This window comes from Streptomyces sp. RGM 3693, assembly GCF_050471125.1.
GTDB lineage: Bacteria > Actinomycetota > Actinomycetes > Streptomycetales > Streptomycetaceae > Streptomyces.
Genome location: NZ_JBMPPQ010000002.1, coordinates 2408210 through 2424058, shown reverse-complemented (window position 1 = coordinate 2424058; position 15849 = coordinate 2408210). Strand labels below are relative to the sequence as shown.

The window sequence follows — 15849 nt, the reverse complement described above, 5'->3', positions numbered from 1 at the left end:
GCGCGAGATGCCTACGCGAATCCTGCTTGAGGGACGACCAGCCGTGGGCAAGACAACGGTTGTCCGCAGATTGGCCATGCTGCTGCACACCCGTAAGACTGTCGGCTTCACCACGGAGGAGATCCGGCAAGGCGGCACCCGGACCGGATTCGCGCTGGAGACGCTGACGGGCGGTCTGCGAGCCGTGCTCGCCCATGTCGACTTCACAGGTACACCCCGGGTGGGCCGGTACGGCGTCGACCTGGGCGTCATGGAACGGCTCGCACTGCCGCCGCTCAGGTCAGCGGCGACGGAACCGGTTCCTGGGACGCTCGTGCTGATCGACGAGCTCGGGCGTATGGAGCTGGCGTGCACCGCGTTCCAGGACACGGTCCGGCGCCTGTTCGAGACTGAGATCGACATCGTCGCCACGGTCCACGCGAAGAGTGACCCGTTCACCGACGCTCTGAAGCAGCGTGCCGGCGTCGAACTCGTCCAGGTGACCCGAGCGAACCGGGACGCCCTTCCCGAGACTCTGGCAGCCCGGTTGGAAAGTCCGTGATGACCGTCAACCGACACAGTCATGGCTTCATCAGAGCCGCTCATCGTCCCGGCCCTGTCCTTGGCGATAACCTCATCCGCCCAGGTCAGAGCCGATTCGCCACGGTCGATGCGCTGTCGGCACCGTCGCTGGCATCGGTGCGGCAGGGCTGACGAGCTCTGCGCCGTGATCACCGAGGGTGCTGCTGCGTGGAACGCGACGCGATGCTGCGACTGCTACCGATGAGCGACCGGCTGTTCAGTTCGCAGCGAGCGACCGGGCCGGAGACCTCGACGGTGACGACGAGGAAGTCGAGGAGCGCGGCGAGGAGGGCGAGGCGGGAGGCCGGTACCCCGTCGAGGAGGTGGGCCCGCAAGACGATGCCGCCGCCGATGTCGTGCCCGACGAGCACGGGTGCGGTAAGGCCCCAGTCGTCGACGAGCTCGGCAAGGGTACGGGCCTGCTGGGCGATGGAGGGGGTGCCTCCCGGAGTGATGCGGGAGGCGTCGAGGCCGAGGAGGTCCCAGACATGGACGGTGTGGTGGCGGGGCGAGTGTGGCCGGCTACGAACTCAAGAGCCCCAGCTTGCGGTGGAGGCGGCGCAGAGGAGGTGGCGCCCACCAGTTCGCCCGCCCGGCAAGTCTCATCACGGCCGGTACGAGCACGCCTCGCACCAGCGTGGCATCCAGCAGCACGGCCAGGGCCAGGCCCACGCCCAGCAGCTTCAGGAAAGTGATCCCCGACGTGGCCAGCGCGAGCATGACGACGGCGAAGAGTACGGCCGCAGCGCTGACCAGGCGTCCCGTGCGCTCCAACCCGGCGGCGACGGCCCGGGTGTTGTCCCCGGTCTCGGTGTACACCTCCTTGATCCGTGAGAGCAGGAACACTTCGTAGTCCATGGAAAGTCCGAATGCGACGCAGAACATCAGTACCGGAATGGAGATATCCACCGAGCCGGTGACCGTGAAGTCGCCAACCAGGGAGCGTAGATGGCCTTCCTGGAAGACGTACACCATCGCGCCGAAGGTTGCGGTCAGGCTGAGCAGGTTGAGCAGTACGGCCTTGAACGGGACCAGCACACTGCCGGTGAACAGAAACAGCAGCACCACCGTCGTGGCACCGATGATCAGCGCTACCTCGGGCAGCCGGGCGGCGAGCGCGTCACGTGTGTCCGCGAGTTCCGCACCGTCGCCTCCGACGAGCACCGGGCCCGGTGCGCTGTCCGCCCGCAACCGCTCCGCCAGTTTGACGCCGGCGGAGGAGTCCGGCTCGACCGAGGGCACCACGGACAGCCAGCTGGCATCACCCGCGGCGAAGGAGGCTGCGGACACGGCCACCACCTGCCGTCCTGCGGCGTAGGAGCCTGTGACGGTGTCCACCCGGGCCACGTCCGGCAGAGTCGACAGGCGGGCGGCGTAGGCGGCGATCCGCTCGAGGTCGGCGGAGCCACTGACGGTGGGCAGTACTACGGACAGGGCGGAAGTCTCGCGACTGGAGAACTCCTCCCGCACGGACTGTGCCGTACGGTGCGCGGGCGCGCTGGTGGGCAGGACCCGGTCGTCAATGAGGCCGAAGGAGATCCGGGTGAACGGCAGGCCGAGCAGCACCAGCAAGGTGATCACCCCAGCCGCACACAGCACCGGTCGCCGCATGACGGCAGTGGCGAGCCGGTGCCAGAATCCGCCTGTCGCGGTCCCGGCGGCCGGCCCGGCCAACGTGTCATGGTCGGCGCCTGGTTGCGGTCCGCGGCGGAACAGCCGCCGCACGTCCAACGCGTCGATCCGTGGGCCGAGCAGGCCGAGCACCGCGGGCAGTACCACCAGGGCTGCGATGGCCGAGAGCGCCACCACTGCCACGCCCGCGTAGGCGAAGGAGCGCAGGAAGTACAGCGGGAAGACCAGCAGAGCCGACAGCGCGAGCGCCACTGTCAGCGCGGAGAACAGCACGGTGCGCCCGGCCGTGCGGACGCTCTGTGCGACCGCCTCAGTGGTGTCCAGGCCACGCGCCCTCTCCTCCCGGTAACGGGTGACGATGAACAGGCTGTAGTCGATGGCCAGGCCCAGGCCCAGCGCGGTGGTGATGTTGATGGCGTATACGGACACCGAGGTCAGCTCGGACAGGACCCTCAATACGACGAAAGTTCCCACGATGGAACACACGCCGATGAGCAGGGGCAGGACGGCCGCCACCGCACTGCCGAACACAAAGAGCAGGATCAGCAGCATGACCGGGGCCGCGTACGCTTCGGCCCGGAAGAGATCCTGGTCGCTCTGCTTCTGGACTTCCACATACACCTGCGCAGTCCCGGTCGCAGAGAGCCTCAGCACCCCCTGACGGCCGGTGAAACGGGGGACCAGTTCCTTCGCGATGTCCCGTACCCGGTCCTCGTCGCCTCCCAGCCGCAGGAGCACCAGCGCTGAGCGCCCGTCACGGGCCCTCAGCGGCGACGCCAACTCGTGCGGGGTCGTCCAATACGACGCGACCGACAGCACGCCCGGCTCCTGGGCGAGCCGGCGGCTGAGGTCTCGACCGTCGGTCGCGGCCCGCGGGTCATCGACCGAACCTGAGGTGCGGGCCAGTAACACGAGATTGGGCGCACCCGATCCGAAGCGGTCGGCGAGGAACTTCGCGGCCTTCGACGACTCCGCCGCCGGGTCGGTGAAGCCACCGCCGGACAGCCGGTCGGCGACACCTCCGCCGATCGGGACGGCGGCTGCCACGGCCAGCAGCACGGCAACCAGTACGAGTACGCGGCGGCGGACCAGGAGGCGTCCGAGAGCGGCGAGCCGGGAACGGTCGGCCCGCTTCCCGAGCCCGGGTCCGGGGGGCGGGCTTCCGGCGGTGGTGGTTCTGGTGGCGTTGGACACGGTGAAGTCCTGTGGTTCCACTAGAAGTTCGGTTCCCTTCGCGCGATCAGAAGCCCAGGCTCCGCCTACTGCTGGTCCCGTACTGCGTCCTCCCTCGCTTCCACCAGCCCTTCTCCCCCTGTCACCCAGGGAGCCGGAAAGGCCGACCAGCGGATGTGACCGACGTGCCGTCGTCATCGGCGCCCACTCTGATCCTGCGGCGGAGGCCGGTTGATCCGGGGTAACCCGGTGGCAACGGCCTAGGCCGAGCGTCTGGGTGGGACAGAGTGGACGGCCTCGACCCTGCACCCGCCGCTGAATGCGGCGGTCCGTCACGTCCCCACTCCACCACACAGCCGAGAGCATCGCCATCGAGCCATGCCTGTCGCGCGCGAGGCAGGGGCGGGAGGAGCCCCTGTCGCCCTGCCGTTCTTGGCTTCCCGGGTGGGGTGCGTCCCGTGACCGCTTGCTTGGCACCGAGACTGGCCCAGTCGAGCGGATGTCTGAGAAGGGATCGTGAGACCCAAGTCGGCACGTGCAGGTGGGACGCTCGTCTCCGCACCGGAGTCGTCCGATGCGCTCATTCCCCTGCAAACACCAAGACGGTGTTGTGCCCGCCGAAGCCGAAGGAGTTGCTGACGGCGGCGTTGATGGCCGCGGCTCGGGGAGCCTGGGTGACGATGTCCAGTTCCCAGTCGGGATCTTGGCGGTGGAGGTTGGCAGTCGGGGGAATGAGCTGGTGCTGCTGGGTGAGGACGGTGAGGGCCGCCTCGATGGCACCGGCCGCTCCGAGAGAGTGGCCCAGAATGCTCTTCGGTGCGGTGACGGGGGGCGGCACCGGGCCGAAGACGCGATGCAGGGCACGTGCCTCGACTGTGTCGCCAACTGAGGTGGAGGTGCCGTGGGCATTGACATGCCCGATGTCGCGGGAATCGAGGCCCGACTCCTTCAACGCGGTACGCAGAGCGTGTTCGACGCCAATGCCCTCAGGATGCGGGACCACCGGATGGTAGGCATCGCAGGTGCAGGCATGCCCACAGAGCAGTGCACGCTGGTCGGCACCGCGACGTAGGGCGTGTTGAGGGCTCTCAAGGACGAGGACCGCAGCGCCCTCTGCTAGGACGAAGCCGTCGCGGTCGACGTCGAACGGACGTGAAGCGAGTCGAGGAGCGTCGGTGCGCCGTGAGAGGGCGTGCATCTGGTGGAAGCCAGTGACGGTCATCCGCGAGAGTCCGGATTCGGCGCCGCCCGCGAGAGCGACGTCGCAGGCGCCCGAGGTGACCATGCTGGCGGCGACCGCCAGGGCGGTGGCACCGGAGGCACACGCGCTGGAAACAGTGAAGTTCGGGCCGCGGGCCCCCAGGGCGATGGCGACCTCGGCGGCAGCCATGTTCGGAACGCTGCGCGGCAGCGCGAGGGGGGAAACCAGTTCCGGGTGACCTTGGCTCAAGAGTTCGAACTCGCGGAAGTAGGTGCTCATGCTGTTGCCACCGACGCCGAGGACGACGGCCACGCGGGGAGCGTTCCAGGCGCCCGGTTCGAGTTTGGCGTCCCTGACTGCCTGCTGGGCCGCGGCGAGAGCGAGGTGGGTGAAGCGGTCCAGGCGTCGGGCCAACCGCCTGCCGTGAACGGCGTCGGCGTCGAACCCGTCGACCCGGCAGGTGATGTCCACGGGGAGCCCGGCCAGGTCGGGATCGGTGCGAGCCAGGCTTTGTCCCTGGCACACCGTGGCCCAGGTGGCTTCCGTGGTGAGTCCGCCGGGGGTGATCATCCCTATGCCGGTGACAGCAGCCTTGCATCGCATGTCCGCTCCCTTCGGTAGGGCGTGGCGACGTGGTGGCAGAGCGGCGGGTCGCCAATGCTCTTAGGGCGACCGCGATGGCACGTACCAGTGCCGACAGCTCGCTACCGGGCGAGCATGTGGGCCGCGTGGTTCGGAACGGCGGTCAGGACTTCGTGGACTTCGCCGCTTCTTCCCTGACGGTCCGGTGGGCGGCAGCGCCGGTGGTGCGGACGGAGCGAAGCTCGGCGGAATCGGCCGCATCGGATCACGGCGGCAGGAGCTGTCCGACAACCTCAAGGATCCGGTCAACCTGCTGCGGGGTGTGCGCGGCCGTGACCGAAAGGCGGACGACGAGCCGGTCCCCCGCCACGCTGGGGGGCAGAAATGCCCCTGTATAGACACCCGCTTCGAGCAACGCCCGCCATGTCTTCAGGCCCTCTTCCAAGGTCTTTAGACCCTGTTCGGGCTTCCCCGCCGGCAGGGCGACCGCGGGGCCCGGCCAGGACGGCAAACGGTGCCCTTGCTGCGCCAGGCCGCGGTGCAGACGTCGAGCCGACTCCCACAATGCGGCGCGGAGCTCGGGCCGGGCGCGAGCCGTCCGTACGGCCGCCAACGCGGCGGCCGCGGACGCAGGTGCCATCGACGCCGAATACACCGCCGCATTTCCGAAGTGGCGCAGGCTACGGATGGCCTTCACGGAGCCCGCGACGAACCCGCCGACGGAGCCGAACGCCTTGCAGAGGGTACCGGTGATGAGGTCGATCCCCTCCTCCACGTCGAAGTGCTCGCTGACGCCTCGCCCGTTGGTTCCGAGCACACCGATGTCGTGCGCACCGTCGATGATCAGGCCGCCGCCGTAGCGCTTGACGAGTGCGGCGAGTTCCGGAACCGGGCAGAGGTCTCCGCCGAGGGAGAACGCGCCCTCAGTGACAATTACGGGGACCTTTCCCTTATCGGCAGAGATCCGCATGAGCCTTTCGGCATGGGCGACGTCATTGTGCCCGAACCGGCGACACTCAGCTCGTCCGAGGCGGACGGATTCCAGCAGGGAGGCGTGGATGTGCTGGTCCGCGATCACCATGTGACCGGTGCCGAAAAGGGAGGACAGAGTCAGGTTGGCCTGGAATCCCGTTACGGTCAGCATGACCGCGGGGCGGCGGAGAAAGTCGGCCAGCTCCTCTTCCAGCTCATGATGGAGTCCGACAGTGCCGAGCATCGGAGATCCTGTCCAACAGGTACCGTACTTAGCGGCGGCATGTGAGGCCGCCGCGCGCACGCTGGCGTCGGCGGTGAGCCCGAGGTAATCCGTCGAGGCTGCGTTGACCGCGCGTATGCCGTCGACGACGACCTCGCCCGGCGTCGGCCGGTCCTCGATGACGTGGTAGTAGGGATAGATGTCGCGACGGGAGGTGAACTCGTCGAGCAAAGGAGCATCAGCGATCCAGTCAGTCATGGTCATCCTGTCGATATGGTTCGATACCTCTTCACGGACCGGGTGGTCGCCCGCAGCCCACGAATGCGGTGAAGAAACTTCCTACTGGGACACAGACTGCGAACTCCGAAATTTCCATGGAGTCTGTCACTACAGCCGCTGCGCCGTGTAGAACACGGCTCGGATGCCACGTCGCCGTTCCTTTTCTCACTGAATGCCGAGCAGTAAGCGGCGCACTCACACACTCCGACAATACCTGTCCCGCGACTGTCGGGCCAGCCATTCACGTTCAATTCGGCGCCCGGAGGGCTGAGAGCGTCTGCCCGATCAGCCGGCCGCGGCGCTCCCTCAAGTGTTCCCAAATGACCGGGTGTTCAGGATGCCGCAGCGGCACCCAGCCGCGCCTAATCCAGGACGGAATGCATGGAATCCCCGGGTGGAGCGGCCCCTTCGTCGGACGGGACGAAGTGCGTGGCAATCTCTTCGAGCGTACTGTCGAGCGTCACACCATCCTCGTCGAACCGTAGTCCCGTCCTTTCCGTGATCATCACTGTTAGCTCCGCCAACGACAGTGAGTCGATTTCGAGCGCTCGGGCCGTTGATTGAGGATGGACCAGATCTGACGATATCCCGAACTCCTGGACCAACAGGCGGGAGAGTGTCTCGTACATGAGGGAACACCCTTCTCGTACCGATGTCTTCGCGTGCAACACAGACCACGGACTTACCATGGACTCCGAGCCTTCAGTGGAGTCTGCCACCGCGGCCCTTGCGTTTGCGCGGCGCAGTTCAGGTTCAGGTGGCACGTCGCTTTCTTTCTTGAATTCTGCGCGGGGAGTGACGCGCTCATGCACGCCGACAATGCCTGTCCCGCGAGCGACTCCGGCCAGCCGCCTTATTGATTCTGCACCCGGAAGGCGGTGGCCGCCCGCCCGATCGGCCAAACGGGATAGTCCCTCAACTGGCCTTGTTGAGTTGCTTGGGCGCAAATTCATGCTCCGCGCCACTGCGCATGCTCTGTCGTTGCGGTCGAGGATCGTGCTTGAGTGCGCCGAGGACTTGTCCATCTTGGAGGTGCCGCGTCGGCTGCGGATCGCTGCGGATACCGTCCGCAAGTGGCGTCGGCGTTTCCTGGAAAGTGGCCTGGATGGCCTGTGTGACGAACCTCGGCCCGGTGGTCCGCGGAAGATCACCGATACCGACGTCGAGCGGGTCATCGTCAAGACGCAGGAAGAGAAACCGTCGAACGCCACCCGCTGGTCGACGCGATCGATGGCCGCGGCAACGGGAATGTCACAGTCGGCGATCTCGCGGATCTGGCGGGCTTTTGCCCTGACCCCGCACCATCGCAGACATTCAAGCTCCCCACCGCTCCTTTGTTCATCGACAAGGTCCGTGACGTTGTTGGCCTCTACCTCGCCCCGCCGGAGAAGGCTCTGGTGCTGTGCGTGGATGAGTCGAGTACGTCAAGCGCCCGGTGACCGGAGCCACCGGCGGCCGCATGAACCTCATCAACGACAGCGACCGCCACATGGCCCGCATGATGTGCGTGATGGCGCTGAAGCCCTCCGAGGACACCGCGCGCCGCGTCGCCCGTTGGCGGCGACCGACTCGCTGCTCGGCTACGCAATCGAGCCGGATCCCGACCCTCTGACGGTATCCACAGCCAAGGACCCGGTGAACGGCCGGCTGAACATCACGGTCAGCCCCGGGAATTCAGGCCCGACCTACTGCCAGAAGGTCACAGTCCGGATCCTGATCGGCGCGGACGCCTCAGCGCTCACCGAGAACCGCGCACAGCTCACCTCGTCCGTCGACGCGAGCAACTGGACCCCACGCCCCAAATTCTCCGAAGGCACCTGGGAGGTATTCGAGTTCGTGCCGGACCGCCCGGTGCAGGTCACAGAGGGCGCCGTCACCCTGATCGTCTCGCAGATCGAGGTGAACAAAACGGTTGGCGAGGCGGGCATCGAGATCATCGAGGAGACCTCCCCGACCAACGGATCCTTCACCCCGAAAACGACCGAAGCCCAAGTGACGAAGTTCCCGGCGGAGTTCGTGTTCCGCAACCTCCGCCCGACCAAGGTCATGGTCGCCAACGGCGAGAAAGCGGTCCTGAAATGGGACGGCAGCACGGACGCCGCCTACATGATGTTCTGGGACAGCAACTCCCAGGACGTCGCGAAGGTCCGCGAGTGCCCCCCCAATCACTGACCGACCCAACCGGATTCATGCTCCAGGCGACGGTGACCGCCGGCGGCCAGACACTGACGCACACGCTGACCACCGTCGTGATGGTCGAACGGCCCGACCTTAAGATCGGCCGCCTCGACATCGCCGGGCGCACCACCTTCCGCGGCGGACCTCTGGAAGGACTGATCCAGACTCCCGTGGAGCTTCATGTCGCAAAGCCGGAAGACACTGAAAAACTGCCCGTCTTCCAGACGCGGGGCCCGGGGATCGTTCGGTATGCGTGAGGATGAGCAGGGGCCCGCAGGAGAGTGGTCGCGTAGCTGGGTGACAGGCGGAGCTTGGTCAAGATCCGCCAGTTCTTCAGGTGGGCGAAGGCATTGTGACGCCGCACGAGCACCTCTCCAACGGTGACACCGTGACGATCGAGATTGAAGACGCTCACCCTGGCGAGACGTACTACGCCGCAGAGTGTGCGCACCTGGGGGGCCACACCATGGTGTGCGACCCGTCCACCCTCGTCACGTTCGTCCCGGATGGGCATGGCACGGCCACGTTCACGATGACGGTGCACAAGGACTTCCAGATCACCGCGCCCGACGGCAGCGCCGAGGGCTCTGTGGACTGCGGTTCCGCCATGTGCTTCATCGGTGCTGGCCACGCCGGCGCGGACCTCGGCAACGTGGAGATCTCCTTCAGGGGGGGACGAGTAGCAGTAGTTGCGCCGGCGCGGATGTGCCGACCGTACCGGGCCGCTGCCGGCGGCCCGGTACAGCCATGCCCGCAGGTTCGGCCCGGAGCGCGAGGGTCAGGCGACCGTCTCCACCCGGGCACGGCCACCGACCGCGAGGCGGTGACGGCTTCGCCGCTCTGGGTCGGCGTCACGGTGGCACAGCGGCCAATGATCGAGCGGTACAGCCGGTGGCCGCGAAGATCGGCCCTCAAACGGAGCCTTCCGATGCACAGTCGGGCCCGCGACCAAGCCCAGCTCGTGGCAGAAACCCGTATGTTCTTCCACCGCCGCCAACGCCAGCCGCACATGGTCCGCGGCTACTTCGGCGGCCCCACACATCCGCAACACCCTCGAATAGAACCCTTTGAGTTTCGGGTCAATACTCGTCCGTTACACCACTACCGCCCCCACCCTGCGGCCTCACCGACGCTGGGGAGCGCTTGGATGACACGCTTCGGCACCCCATCGTCCATGACGTAACTCAGGGCTCTCTCCCAAGTTGCCGCGTAGCCAAAACCTCAGCCCAAGCCTGCATTTGGCGCGGCCGGAATTCCGAGCTACAACAACACACTCTGGTGGGAAGACCCGTCGGTGCCGCTCGGACGGATTGGCACGGAGTTGGCGACGGTAGTAGACAAAGGTGTTGGTGCGCCCGGCAAGCGGTGGCTCGTAAGGTACCGGGAGCCCGGCGGGCGTAGCGCCCGGCAGCGTGAGAAGTCGTTCAACCGCAAGAAGGACGCGGTGGATTTCGCCACCAAGATGGAGAACGATAAGCGGGAGAACAGCTACGTCGATCCTTCTGCCGGTAAGGTGTCGATGCGGCGCTATGCAGCCGACTGGCTCGCTCTGAAGCCCATGGCGGCCGGCACGGAGGAGTCCTACGAGCGCATCATGCGTCTTCACGTCCTCCCACAACTGGGGGAGAAGACCATCTCCCGGGTCACTGCGGCCGACGTGGAGGAGCTGTACGCGCTCTGGCGCCGGCGGGGCGCGATGCCCAACACCATAGATTCCCGCCGCATTGCTCTGTCGGGCATGTTCTCTCACGCGGTTCGCCACAAGAGGATCCGCGAGAATCCGGTCAAGCAGGCTGAGAAGCCTGCCAACCCCATCATGCAAGTGGATGAGAGGACACTTCCCAGCTTCGATGAGATTTCAGCCCTGGCCAAAGAGATTGGCCCACGCCTGGAGCCTGCTGTGTGGTTCATGGCGTGCTGCGGATTGCGTATCGGAGAGTCGCTGGGAGTCTTTCCAGAGGACATCGTCGGCGGCACGTTGCGTTGCCGGCGGCAGGTTGTGCGTATCAAGGATTCCTCAGGTAAGTACGTTGCCCTCTACGCCCCGTTGAAGCATCGGAGAGAGGGAGAATGGCGCGATATACCGGCGCCCGCCGCCCTGGAGCCGATTGCCGAGAGGCTGCCCATTCAGAATCAGGCCGGAGGTATGAGCTACCCCGACCTTGTCCGTAAGTCCTGGGACCGGGCACTGAAACGCCTCGGCCTTCCCAACTACAACCCGCACGACCTGCGGCACAAATGGGCCACCGTAGCCCTGAGCAACGGCGTACCCATCCACGAGGTGTCCCGGTGGATGGGCCACAGCTCGATCAAGATCACGGTGGACCGGTATGGCCACCTCACCCTCGACGGCAGCGAGCGCTGCCGTCAGGTCATCGAGGCCACCTTCGGGAAGCACATGCTCAGCGGATTCCCAGCTCCGCGAGTACCCGGTGCTGAGTTGGTGCTGGCTTAGCCGGGAAGTAGAGGTAGCAGACACCCCCGGAACCACTCTTGACCTGCCCTTTGTCGTCGTGGCGCTTCGTCCTGAGCCAGATGTTCTCGAACTGGCGCCGCTTGTAGACGCGGCGGACGGCGGGGTCGTCGGGGGAGGCCGGGTCGTTGGCGATGACGTCGCCGGTCCGGGTGAAGCCGATGACGGTCATCAGGTGGCCGGCGGTGCCGTAGCCAGCGCCGTCGAGTTCGGACTTGAGGAAGGACTGGGAGGTGATGACGGGGATGCCGGCGTGGACGAGGTGTTCGACGTCGGTGAGGGAGGCGAGACGGGTGACGATGCCTTGCAGGTCCCGGTAGGTGGCGGCGTAGGCGGCGTTGAAGGGCCAGTTGCCGCAGCCGTTGTACTGGTAGTCGAAGGTGTAGCGGGCGGCGTGGCAGACCTGGGGGTCGGCGTAGGAGGGGTCGACCCAGGAGAGTTGCTGCTGGGTGGGGCGGCGGCCCCAGTGCTCGATGATCATCTGGGAGGAGGTGGGGCTGCACCACGCCTCTCCCCCGTTGTCGTACTCGGGGTACTGGCCCTTGTGGATCTCCTGCGAGTAGCGCGGGACGTGCAGTTCGTGGCCTACGAGGCTGGGGGTGGAGGCCGGGACCTCGAAGCGGTCGGGGAGGTCGGAGGCCATCGCGCCGAGGCGCCAGACGGTGGGGGTGAGGGTGCTGCCGGGCCGGCGGTAGAGGGTGAGGCGGAGTTCGTAGGCGGCCAGCCGGAGGCCGCTCGACGGGTCGTCGACGGCGAAGGTGTCGGTGGAGACGGCGCTCCGGCCGTCCTTCTGGTCGTCGACGGAGGTCCGCCGGATGTCGGTCTCGCCGTCGCCGGCGGTCCAGCGGCCCATGACGTACCAGGGGGTGTGGCCGCCGTCGGAGTACGTGCCGCGCAGTTCGACGGCGATCCAGGTGCCGGCGGGGGTGTGCGCGTTCCAGGAGGCGACGGCCTCGGTGGCCGGGACCGGGAGGCGGTGCGCCGGACTGGTCCAGGTGGCGTACTCCCAGGTGGCCGCCTTGCCGGTGTGCGGGTCGTGGTAGTCGGTGGTGCCGGCGGGGCGGGCGAGGGCGATGCCGGGGCGGGGACCGGACAGCACCCGGGTGCCGTGGCCGGTGCCCTGACGCCAGTCGGCGGCGGTGGTCCAGGCGTGGTATTCCACGGGGCTCTTCGATCGGGGGGTGGCGGGAACCGGCGGGGCGGGGCGCCGGCCGGGCTCGCCGGCGGCCGCGGCCAAGGGGGTGGCGGCACCGGCTGCGGCGGCGAGCGCGGCGGCCAGGACGGTGCGCCGGGGCGCGGAGCTGGTCATATGGGGTCCCCCAGTCGGTGCGGATGGGTGGCGGTGCGAACTGGTGCGGGTGGGCTCAACTATCTCCGCTACGGGCGGGCTTAGGAAGGCGGTCCGACGCGCGTCGCGCCACGAATATTGGTGTGGACCACTGGCGTACGCTGGTGGGATGACCCCCGCCCCGGACCCCGTACTGACCTCGCTGGCCGCCCGGCTGCGCACCCTGGCGCCCTCTTGCGGCCCGGTGCGGCTGATCGCGGTGGACGGGCACGCCGGCTCCGGCAAGAGCACGTTCGCCGGGCGGCTGGCCGAGGCGCTCGGCGACGCCCCGGTGGTGCACACCGATGACCTCGCGACCCATGAGGAGCTGTTCGCCTGGAGCGGCCGGTTCCAGGAGCAGGTGCTGGCGCCGCTGACCCGGGGCGAGACGGCGCGCTACGAGGTGTACGACTGGGTGCGTCGGAAGTTCACCGAGGTACGGGAGTTGGCGCCGGCGCCGGTGGTGCTGGTCGAGGGCGTGGGCACCGGGCGGCGCGCGCTGCGGCCGTACACCGCGTGCCTGCTGTGGATGGAACTGGCGAGCGAGCGTTCATGGGAACGGGGCCAACTCCGGGACGGGCCCGGGCTCTCCACGTTCTGGGATGGCTGGATTCCGGCGGAGCGCGCGCACTTCGCGGCGGATCCGTCCCGTCCGCACGCCGATCTCCTGGTGCACCAGGGGCAGATGGGGTACGAGGTGCACGTGGGACCGGCCGACATGCCGTGACCGGGCCCGGATTTCACCCTGCGTAGCCGACCATGGCTGACACGCCGACGGTTGCCGAACGGGTCCCGCCGAGTGCGCCAACTCGGCTTGACCTAGGGGGCGTACAGGACTTACGTTCTCAATGTGCGGTTCAACGGACCGCCCGCAGACGCGAAGCCCCCGGTTGTTCCCCCGTGATCGGGGGCTTCGTTCTGTGCGAAAGCACCTTCCGCGGCACTCGCCGCACACCACTTCCCTCACCCAGGGTCACCACCTTCTTCGCGCCGATGCGCCCCCTCGCCCGCCCCCGCTTCCACCTCGTGCCGCCCTCTACGGCCTGCACCGACAGCGCAGGTACGATGCGAGTCTGTGCCACCGCAGGATCCGGACCCGGGTGCGTGGCAGGGCAACTCCCGCCCGCCGCACGCCGGTTCGGCCAGGGCCGGCCAGGCCCTGGGACCCACGGCCCGGCACACGTCCGGTGGTACACCACGGGGGGACGTTTTGTGGGGGGACGGGATGGATGTCGGCGCTCAGGGTTCGCCCGCCCCGGCCGAACTCGCCTGGCTGCGCGCGGTCGACGCCTACACCATGGGGGCCTACCCCCAGGCCGAGGAGGAGTTCCGGTCCGCGGTACGCCTCGACCCGTCGATGGCCGACGCCTGGCTCGGGCTGCACGCGCTGCGCGCCGACACGGCCATGGCGCTGCTGCGGATGCACCAGCACCGGGACCGCTTCGGTGAACAGCGCGCCCGGCACCGACGCGCCCTCAACTCCTGGTACTGGCTCGGTTGGTGGGTCCAACCCGTCCTGGAGACCAGCCGCGACCTACTGCTCGCGCACGCCTCCCATTGGCTCGACGGCCGCCACGTCGCCGAACTGGACCAGGCGTTGGCCGGCTGCCCACCGGTGGAGACCGATCCCCAGGTGCGCTTCCTACACGCCTGCCGCTCCTATCTCGTCAAGGACTGGGACCAGCTCGTCCGGCACACCGAACCGCTGCTCGGCGATCCGGTGCTGGGCATCGAGGCGGGGCTGTTCGGCGGGATGGCCCGGGTGCGGCTGGAGATGTACGGGCAGGCCGAGCCGCTGCTGGCCGCGGCGCTGATGCGCTGCCGCAGCGAGCAACCGCAGCGCAAGGAGTTGCGCTACTGGCTCGCCCGCGCCTACGAGGGCACCGGCCGCAGCGCCGCCGCGCTCCCTCTGTACCGCGCGGTGCACCGGGTCGACCCGACTTTCATGGACACCGCGGCCCGGCTGGCCGCCATCGCCGAGGCGGACGGCCTGGACGAGGGCGCCGGCCTCGCGACGGTCTCCGCCCAGGGCCCGGTCCAGGAGGCCGGCGGCGACCTCGACCCGCTGGCGCCGCTGGACCCGATGGACGGCCGGGAACTGCTACTGGCCGACGAGCCGGCCGGCCCTCCCACCGAACCGCCGGGCCCGCCCACCGGGGACGGCGGCGCGGCCCGCATCAAGACCACCGCACCGGGCCGGCGCGGCGGCGAACTCCTGCCCACCGGGCCGGCCGACCCGGTGCTGCTGGAGAAGGCACTGGCGGAACTGGAGCGGATGGTCGGCATGGAGCCGGTCAAACGGCACGTACGGGCACTCTCCGCGCAGCTGCGGATGGCCAGGCTGCGCGCGAGCCAGGGCCTGCCGGTGGCGCCCCCCAAGCGGCACTTCGTCTTCTCCGGCCCCTCGGGGACCGGCAAGACCACGGTGGCCCGGATACTCGGCCGGGTCTTCTACGCGCTGGGGCTGCTGGGCGGCGACCATCTCGTGGAGGCCCAACGGGCGGATCTGGTCGGCGAGTTCCTGGGCCAGACCGCGGTCAAGGCGAACGAACTGATCGACTCGGCGCTGGGCGGGGTGCTCTTCGTCGACGAGGCGTACAGCCTGTCCAACTCCGGCTACAGCAAGGGCGACGCATACGGCGACGAGGCACTCCAGGTGCTGCTCAAGCGCGCCGAGGACAACCGCGACCGGCTGGTGGTCATCCTGGCCGGCTACCCCGAGGGCATGGACCGGCTGCTGGCCACCAACCCCGGCCTGTCCTCGCGGTTCACCAGCCGGGTCGACTTCCCCAGCTACCGGCCGCTGGAACTCACCAAGATCGGCGAGGTGCTGGCCGCGGAGAACGGCGACCGCTGGGACGAGGAGGCCCGCGACGAACTGTGCAGCATCAACGGCCACGTCGTCGAGCAGGGCTGGATCGACGAGCTGGGCAACGGCCGCTTCCTACGCACCCTGTACGAGAAGAGCTGCGCCTACCGCGACCTGCGGCTGTCCACCTGGCAGGGCATCCCGACCCGGGACGACCTCGCCACCCTCCGCCTGCCGGACCTGATGCAGGCCTACGGCGAGGTGCTCTCGGGGCGCGGACCGGATCCGCAGACACCGCCGAAGGGGTTCGACTTCTAGGGCCTGCCCGGCGGATCAGGATCGGCCCCGGCCGTGATCCACCCGGCAGGCCCCAGGGCCGAAGACGCGTGGGGGCGCGCCGGTGGTCCGGCGCGCCCCCAGGCGGCGTGATCGTCCGGCG

General features: G+C 68.2%; 13 protein-coding genes and 1 pseudogene. 8 read left to right on the top strand and 6 right to left on the bottom strand.

Features of this window, described 5'->3' with window-relative positions; translation table 11 throughout:
* The first annotated feature begins 7 nt into the window (after nt 1-7).
* Entirely contained in the window at nt 8-541 is a 534-nt protein-coding gene (locus ACO0M4_RS28210; RefSeq protein WP_430373723.1) for a nucleoside-triphosphatase, read from the top strand.
* Nucleotides 542-710: 169 nt separating this feature from the next.
* Here the strand turns inward: ACO0M4_RS28210 and ACO0M4_RS28205 are convergent, their stop codons facing one another.
* The 5 genes from ACO0M4_RS28205 to ACO0M4_RS28185 all read right to left on the bottom strand — a co-directional run bounded on the left by ACO0M4_RS28205 (nt 711) and on the right by ACO0M4_RS28185 (nt 7252).
* Nucleotides 711-932, bottom strand: a complete 222-nt coding sequence (locus ACO0M4_RS28205) for a hypothetical protein (protein ID WP_430373722.1) — start codon at nt 930-932, stop codon at nt 711-713.
* 151 nt (nt 933-1083) lie between these two features.
* On the bottom strand, nt 1084-3387 hold the full coding sequence (locus tag ACO0M4_RS28200) for an MMPL family transporter (protein ID WP_430373721.1): 2304 nt from the start codon (nt 3385-3387) through the stop codon (nt 1084-1086).
* A 559-nt stretch (nt 3388-3946) separates the two neighbouring features.
* Nucleotides 3947-5170, bottom strand: coding sequence for a beta-ketoacyl-[acyl-carrier-protein] synthase family protein (locus ACO0M4_RS28195; protein WP_430373719.1), 1224 nt, complete (start codon nt 5168-5170; stop codon nt 3947-3949).
* 244 nt (nt 5171-5414) lie between these two features.
* Complete coding sequence (locus tag ACO0M4_RS28190) at nt 5415-6575, bottom strand: aminotransferase class I/II-fold pyridoxal phosphate-dependent enzyme (RefSeq protein WP_430373717.1); 1161 nt, start codon at nt 6573-6575, stop codon at nt 5415-5417.
* A 410-nt stretch (nt 6576-6985) separates the two neighbouring features.
* On the bottom strand, nt 6986-7252 hold the full coding sequence (locus ACO0M4_RS28185; RefSeq protein WP_430373716.1) for a phosphopantetheine-binding protein: 267 nt from the start codon (nt 7250-7252) through the stop codon (nt 6986-6988).
* Between ACO0M4_RS28185 and ACO0M4_RS28180 the strand changes: the two are divergent.
* The 5 genes and pseudogenes from ACO0M4_RS28180 to ACO0M4_RS28160 all read left to right on the top strand — a co-directional run.
* A pseudogene (locus ACO0M4_RS28180) lies at nt 7251-7841 on the top strand (helix-turn-helix domain-containing protein); the annotation flags it as partial. The gene ACO0M4_RS28185 and the pseudogene ACO0M4_RS28180 sit on opposite strands and share 2 nt — an antisense overlap.
* 336 nt (nt 7842-8177) lie before the next feature.
* Nucleotides 8178-8795, top strand: a complete 618-nt coding sequence (locus ACO0M4_RS28175; protein ID WP_430373979.1) for a hypothetical protein — start codon at nt 8178-8180, stop codon at nt 8793-8795.
* 17 nt (nt 8796-8812) lie between these two features.
* Entirely contained in the window at nt 8813-9058 is a 246-nt protein-coding gene (locus ACO0M4_RS28170; RefSeq protein ID WP_430373714.1) for a hypothetical protein, read from the top strand.
* An 80-nt stretch (nt 9059-9138) separates the two neighbouring features.
* A complete protein-coding gene (locus tag ACO0M4_RS28165) occupies nt 9139-9984 on the top strand; it encodes an enediyne antibiotic chromoprotein (protein WP_430373713.1) in 846 nt (281 codons plus the stop codon).
* Between the two features lie 138 nt (nt 9985-10122).
* On the top strand, nt 10123-11256 hold the full coding sequence (locus ACO0M4_RS28160; protein ID WP_430373712.1) for a tyrosine-type recombinase/integrase: 1134 nt from the start codon (nt 10123-10125) through the stop codon (nt 11254-11256).
* Here the strand turns inward: ACO0M4_RS28160 and ACO0M4_RS28155 are convergent.
* A complete protein-coding gene (locus ACO0M4_RS28155; protein ID WP_430373710.1) occupies nt 11204-12583 on the bottom strand; it encodes a peptidase C39 family protein in 1380 nt (459 codons plus the stop codon). The genes ACO0M4_RS28160 and ACO0M4_RS28155 overlap by 53 nt on opposite strands.
* 148 nt (nt 12584-12731) lie before the next feature.
* Between ACO0M4_RS28155 and ACO0M4_RS28150 the strand changes: the two genes are divergently transcribed.
* Nucleotides 12732-13328, top strand: a complete 597-nt coding sequence (locus tag ACO0M4_RS28150) for a uridine kinase family protein (RefSeq protein ID WP_430373709.1) — start codon at nt 12732-12734, stop codon at nt 13326-13328.
* Between the two features lie 498 nt (nt 13329-13826).
* Nucleotides 13827-15728 (top strand): AAA family ATPase, encoded by a 1902-nt coding sequence (locus ACO0M4_RS28145; protein ID WP_430373708.1) that lies wholly within the window; start codon nt 13827-13829, stop codon nt 15726-15728.
* Nucleotides 15729-15849: the final 121 nt, after the last annotated feature.

Excerpts from the sequence above, each read along its gene's own strand:
- ACO0M4_RS28195 (WP_430373719.1), bottom strand. The coding sequence starts at position 5,170 with ATGCGATGCAAGGCTGCTGTCACCGGCATAGGGATGATCACCCCCGGC.
- ACO0M4_RS28145 (WP_430373708.1), top strand. The coding sequence starts at position 13,827 with ATGGATGTCGGCGCTCAGGGTTCGCCCGCCCCGGCCGAACTCGCCTGG.
- ACO0M4_RS28210 (WP_430373723.1), top strand. The coding sequence starts at position 8 with ATGCCTACGCGAATCCTGCTTGAGGGACGACCAGCCGTGGGCAAGACA.
- ACO0M4_RS28185 (WP_430373716.1), bottom strand. The coding sequence starts at position 7,252 with ATGTACGAGACACTCTCCCGCCTGTTGGTCCAGGAGTTCGGGATATCG.
- ACO0M4_RS28170 (WP_430373714.1), top strand. The coding sequence starts at position 8,813 with ATGCTCCAGGCGACGGTGACCGCCGGCGGCCAGACACTGACGCACACG.
- ACO0M4_RS28155 (WP_430373710.1), bottom strand. The coding sequence starts at position 12,583 with ATGACCAGCTCCGCGCCCCGGCGCACCGTCCTGGCCGCCGCGCTCGCC.
- ACO0M4_RS28150 (WP_430373709.1), top strand. The coding sequence starts at position 12,732 with ATGACCCCCGCCCCGGACCCCGTACTGACCTCGCTGGCCGCCCGGCTG.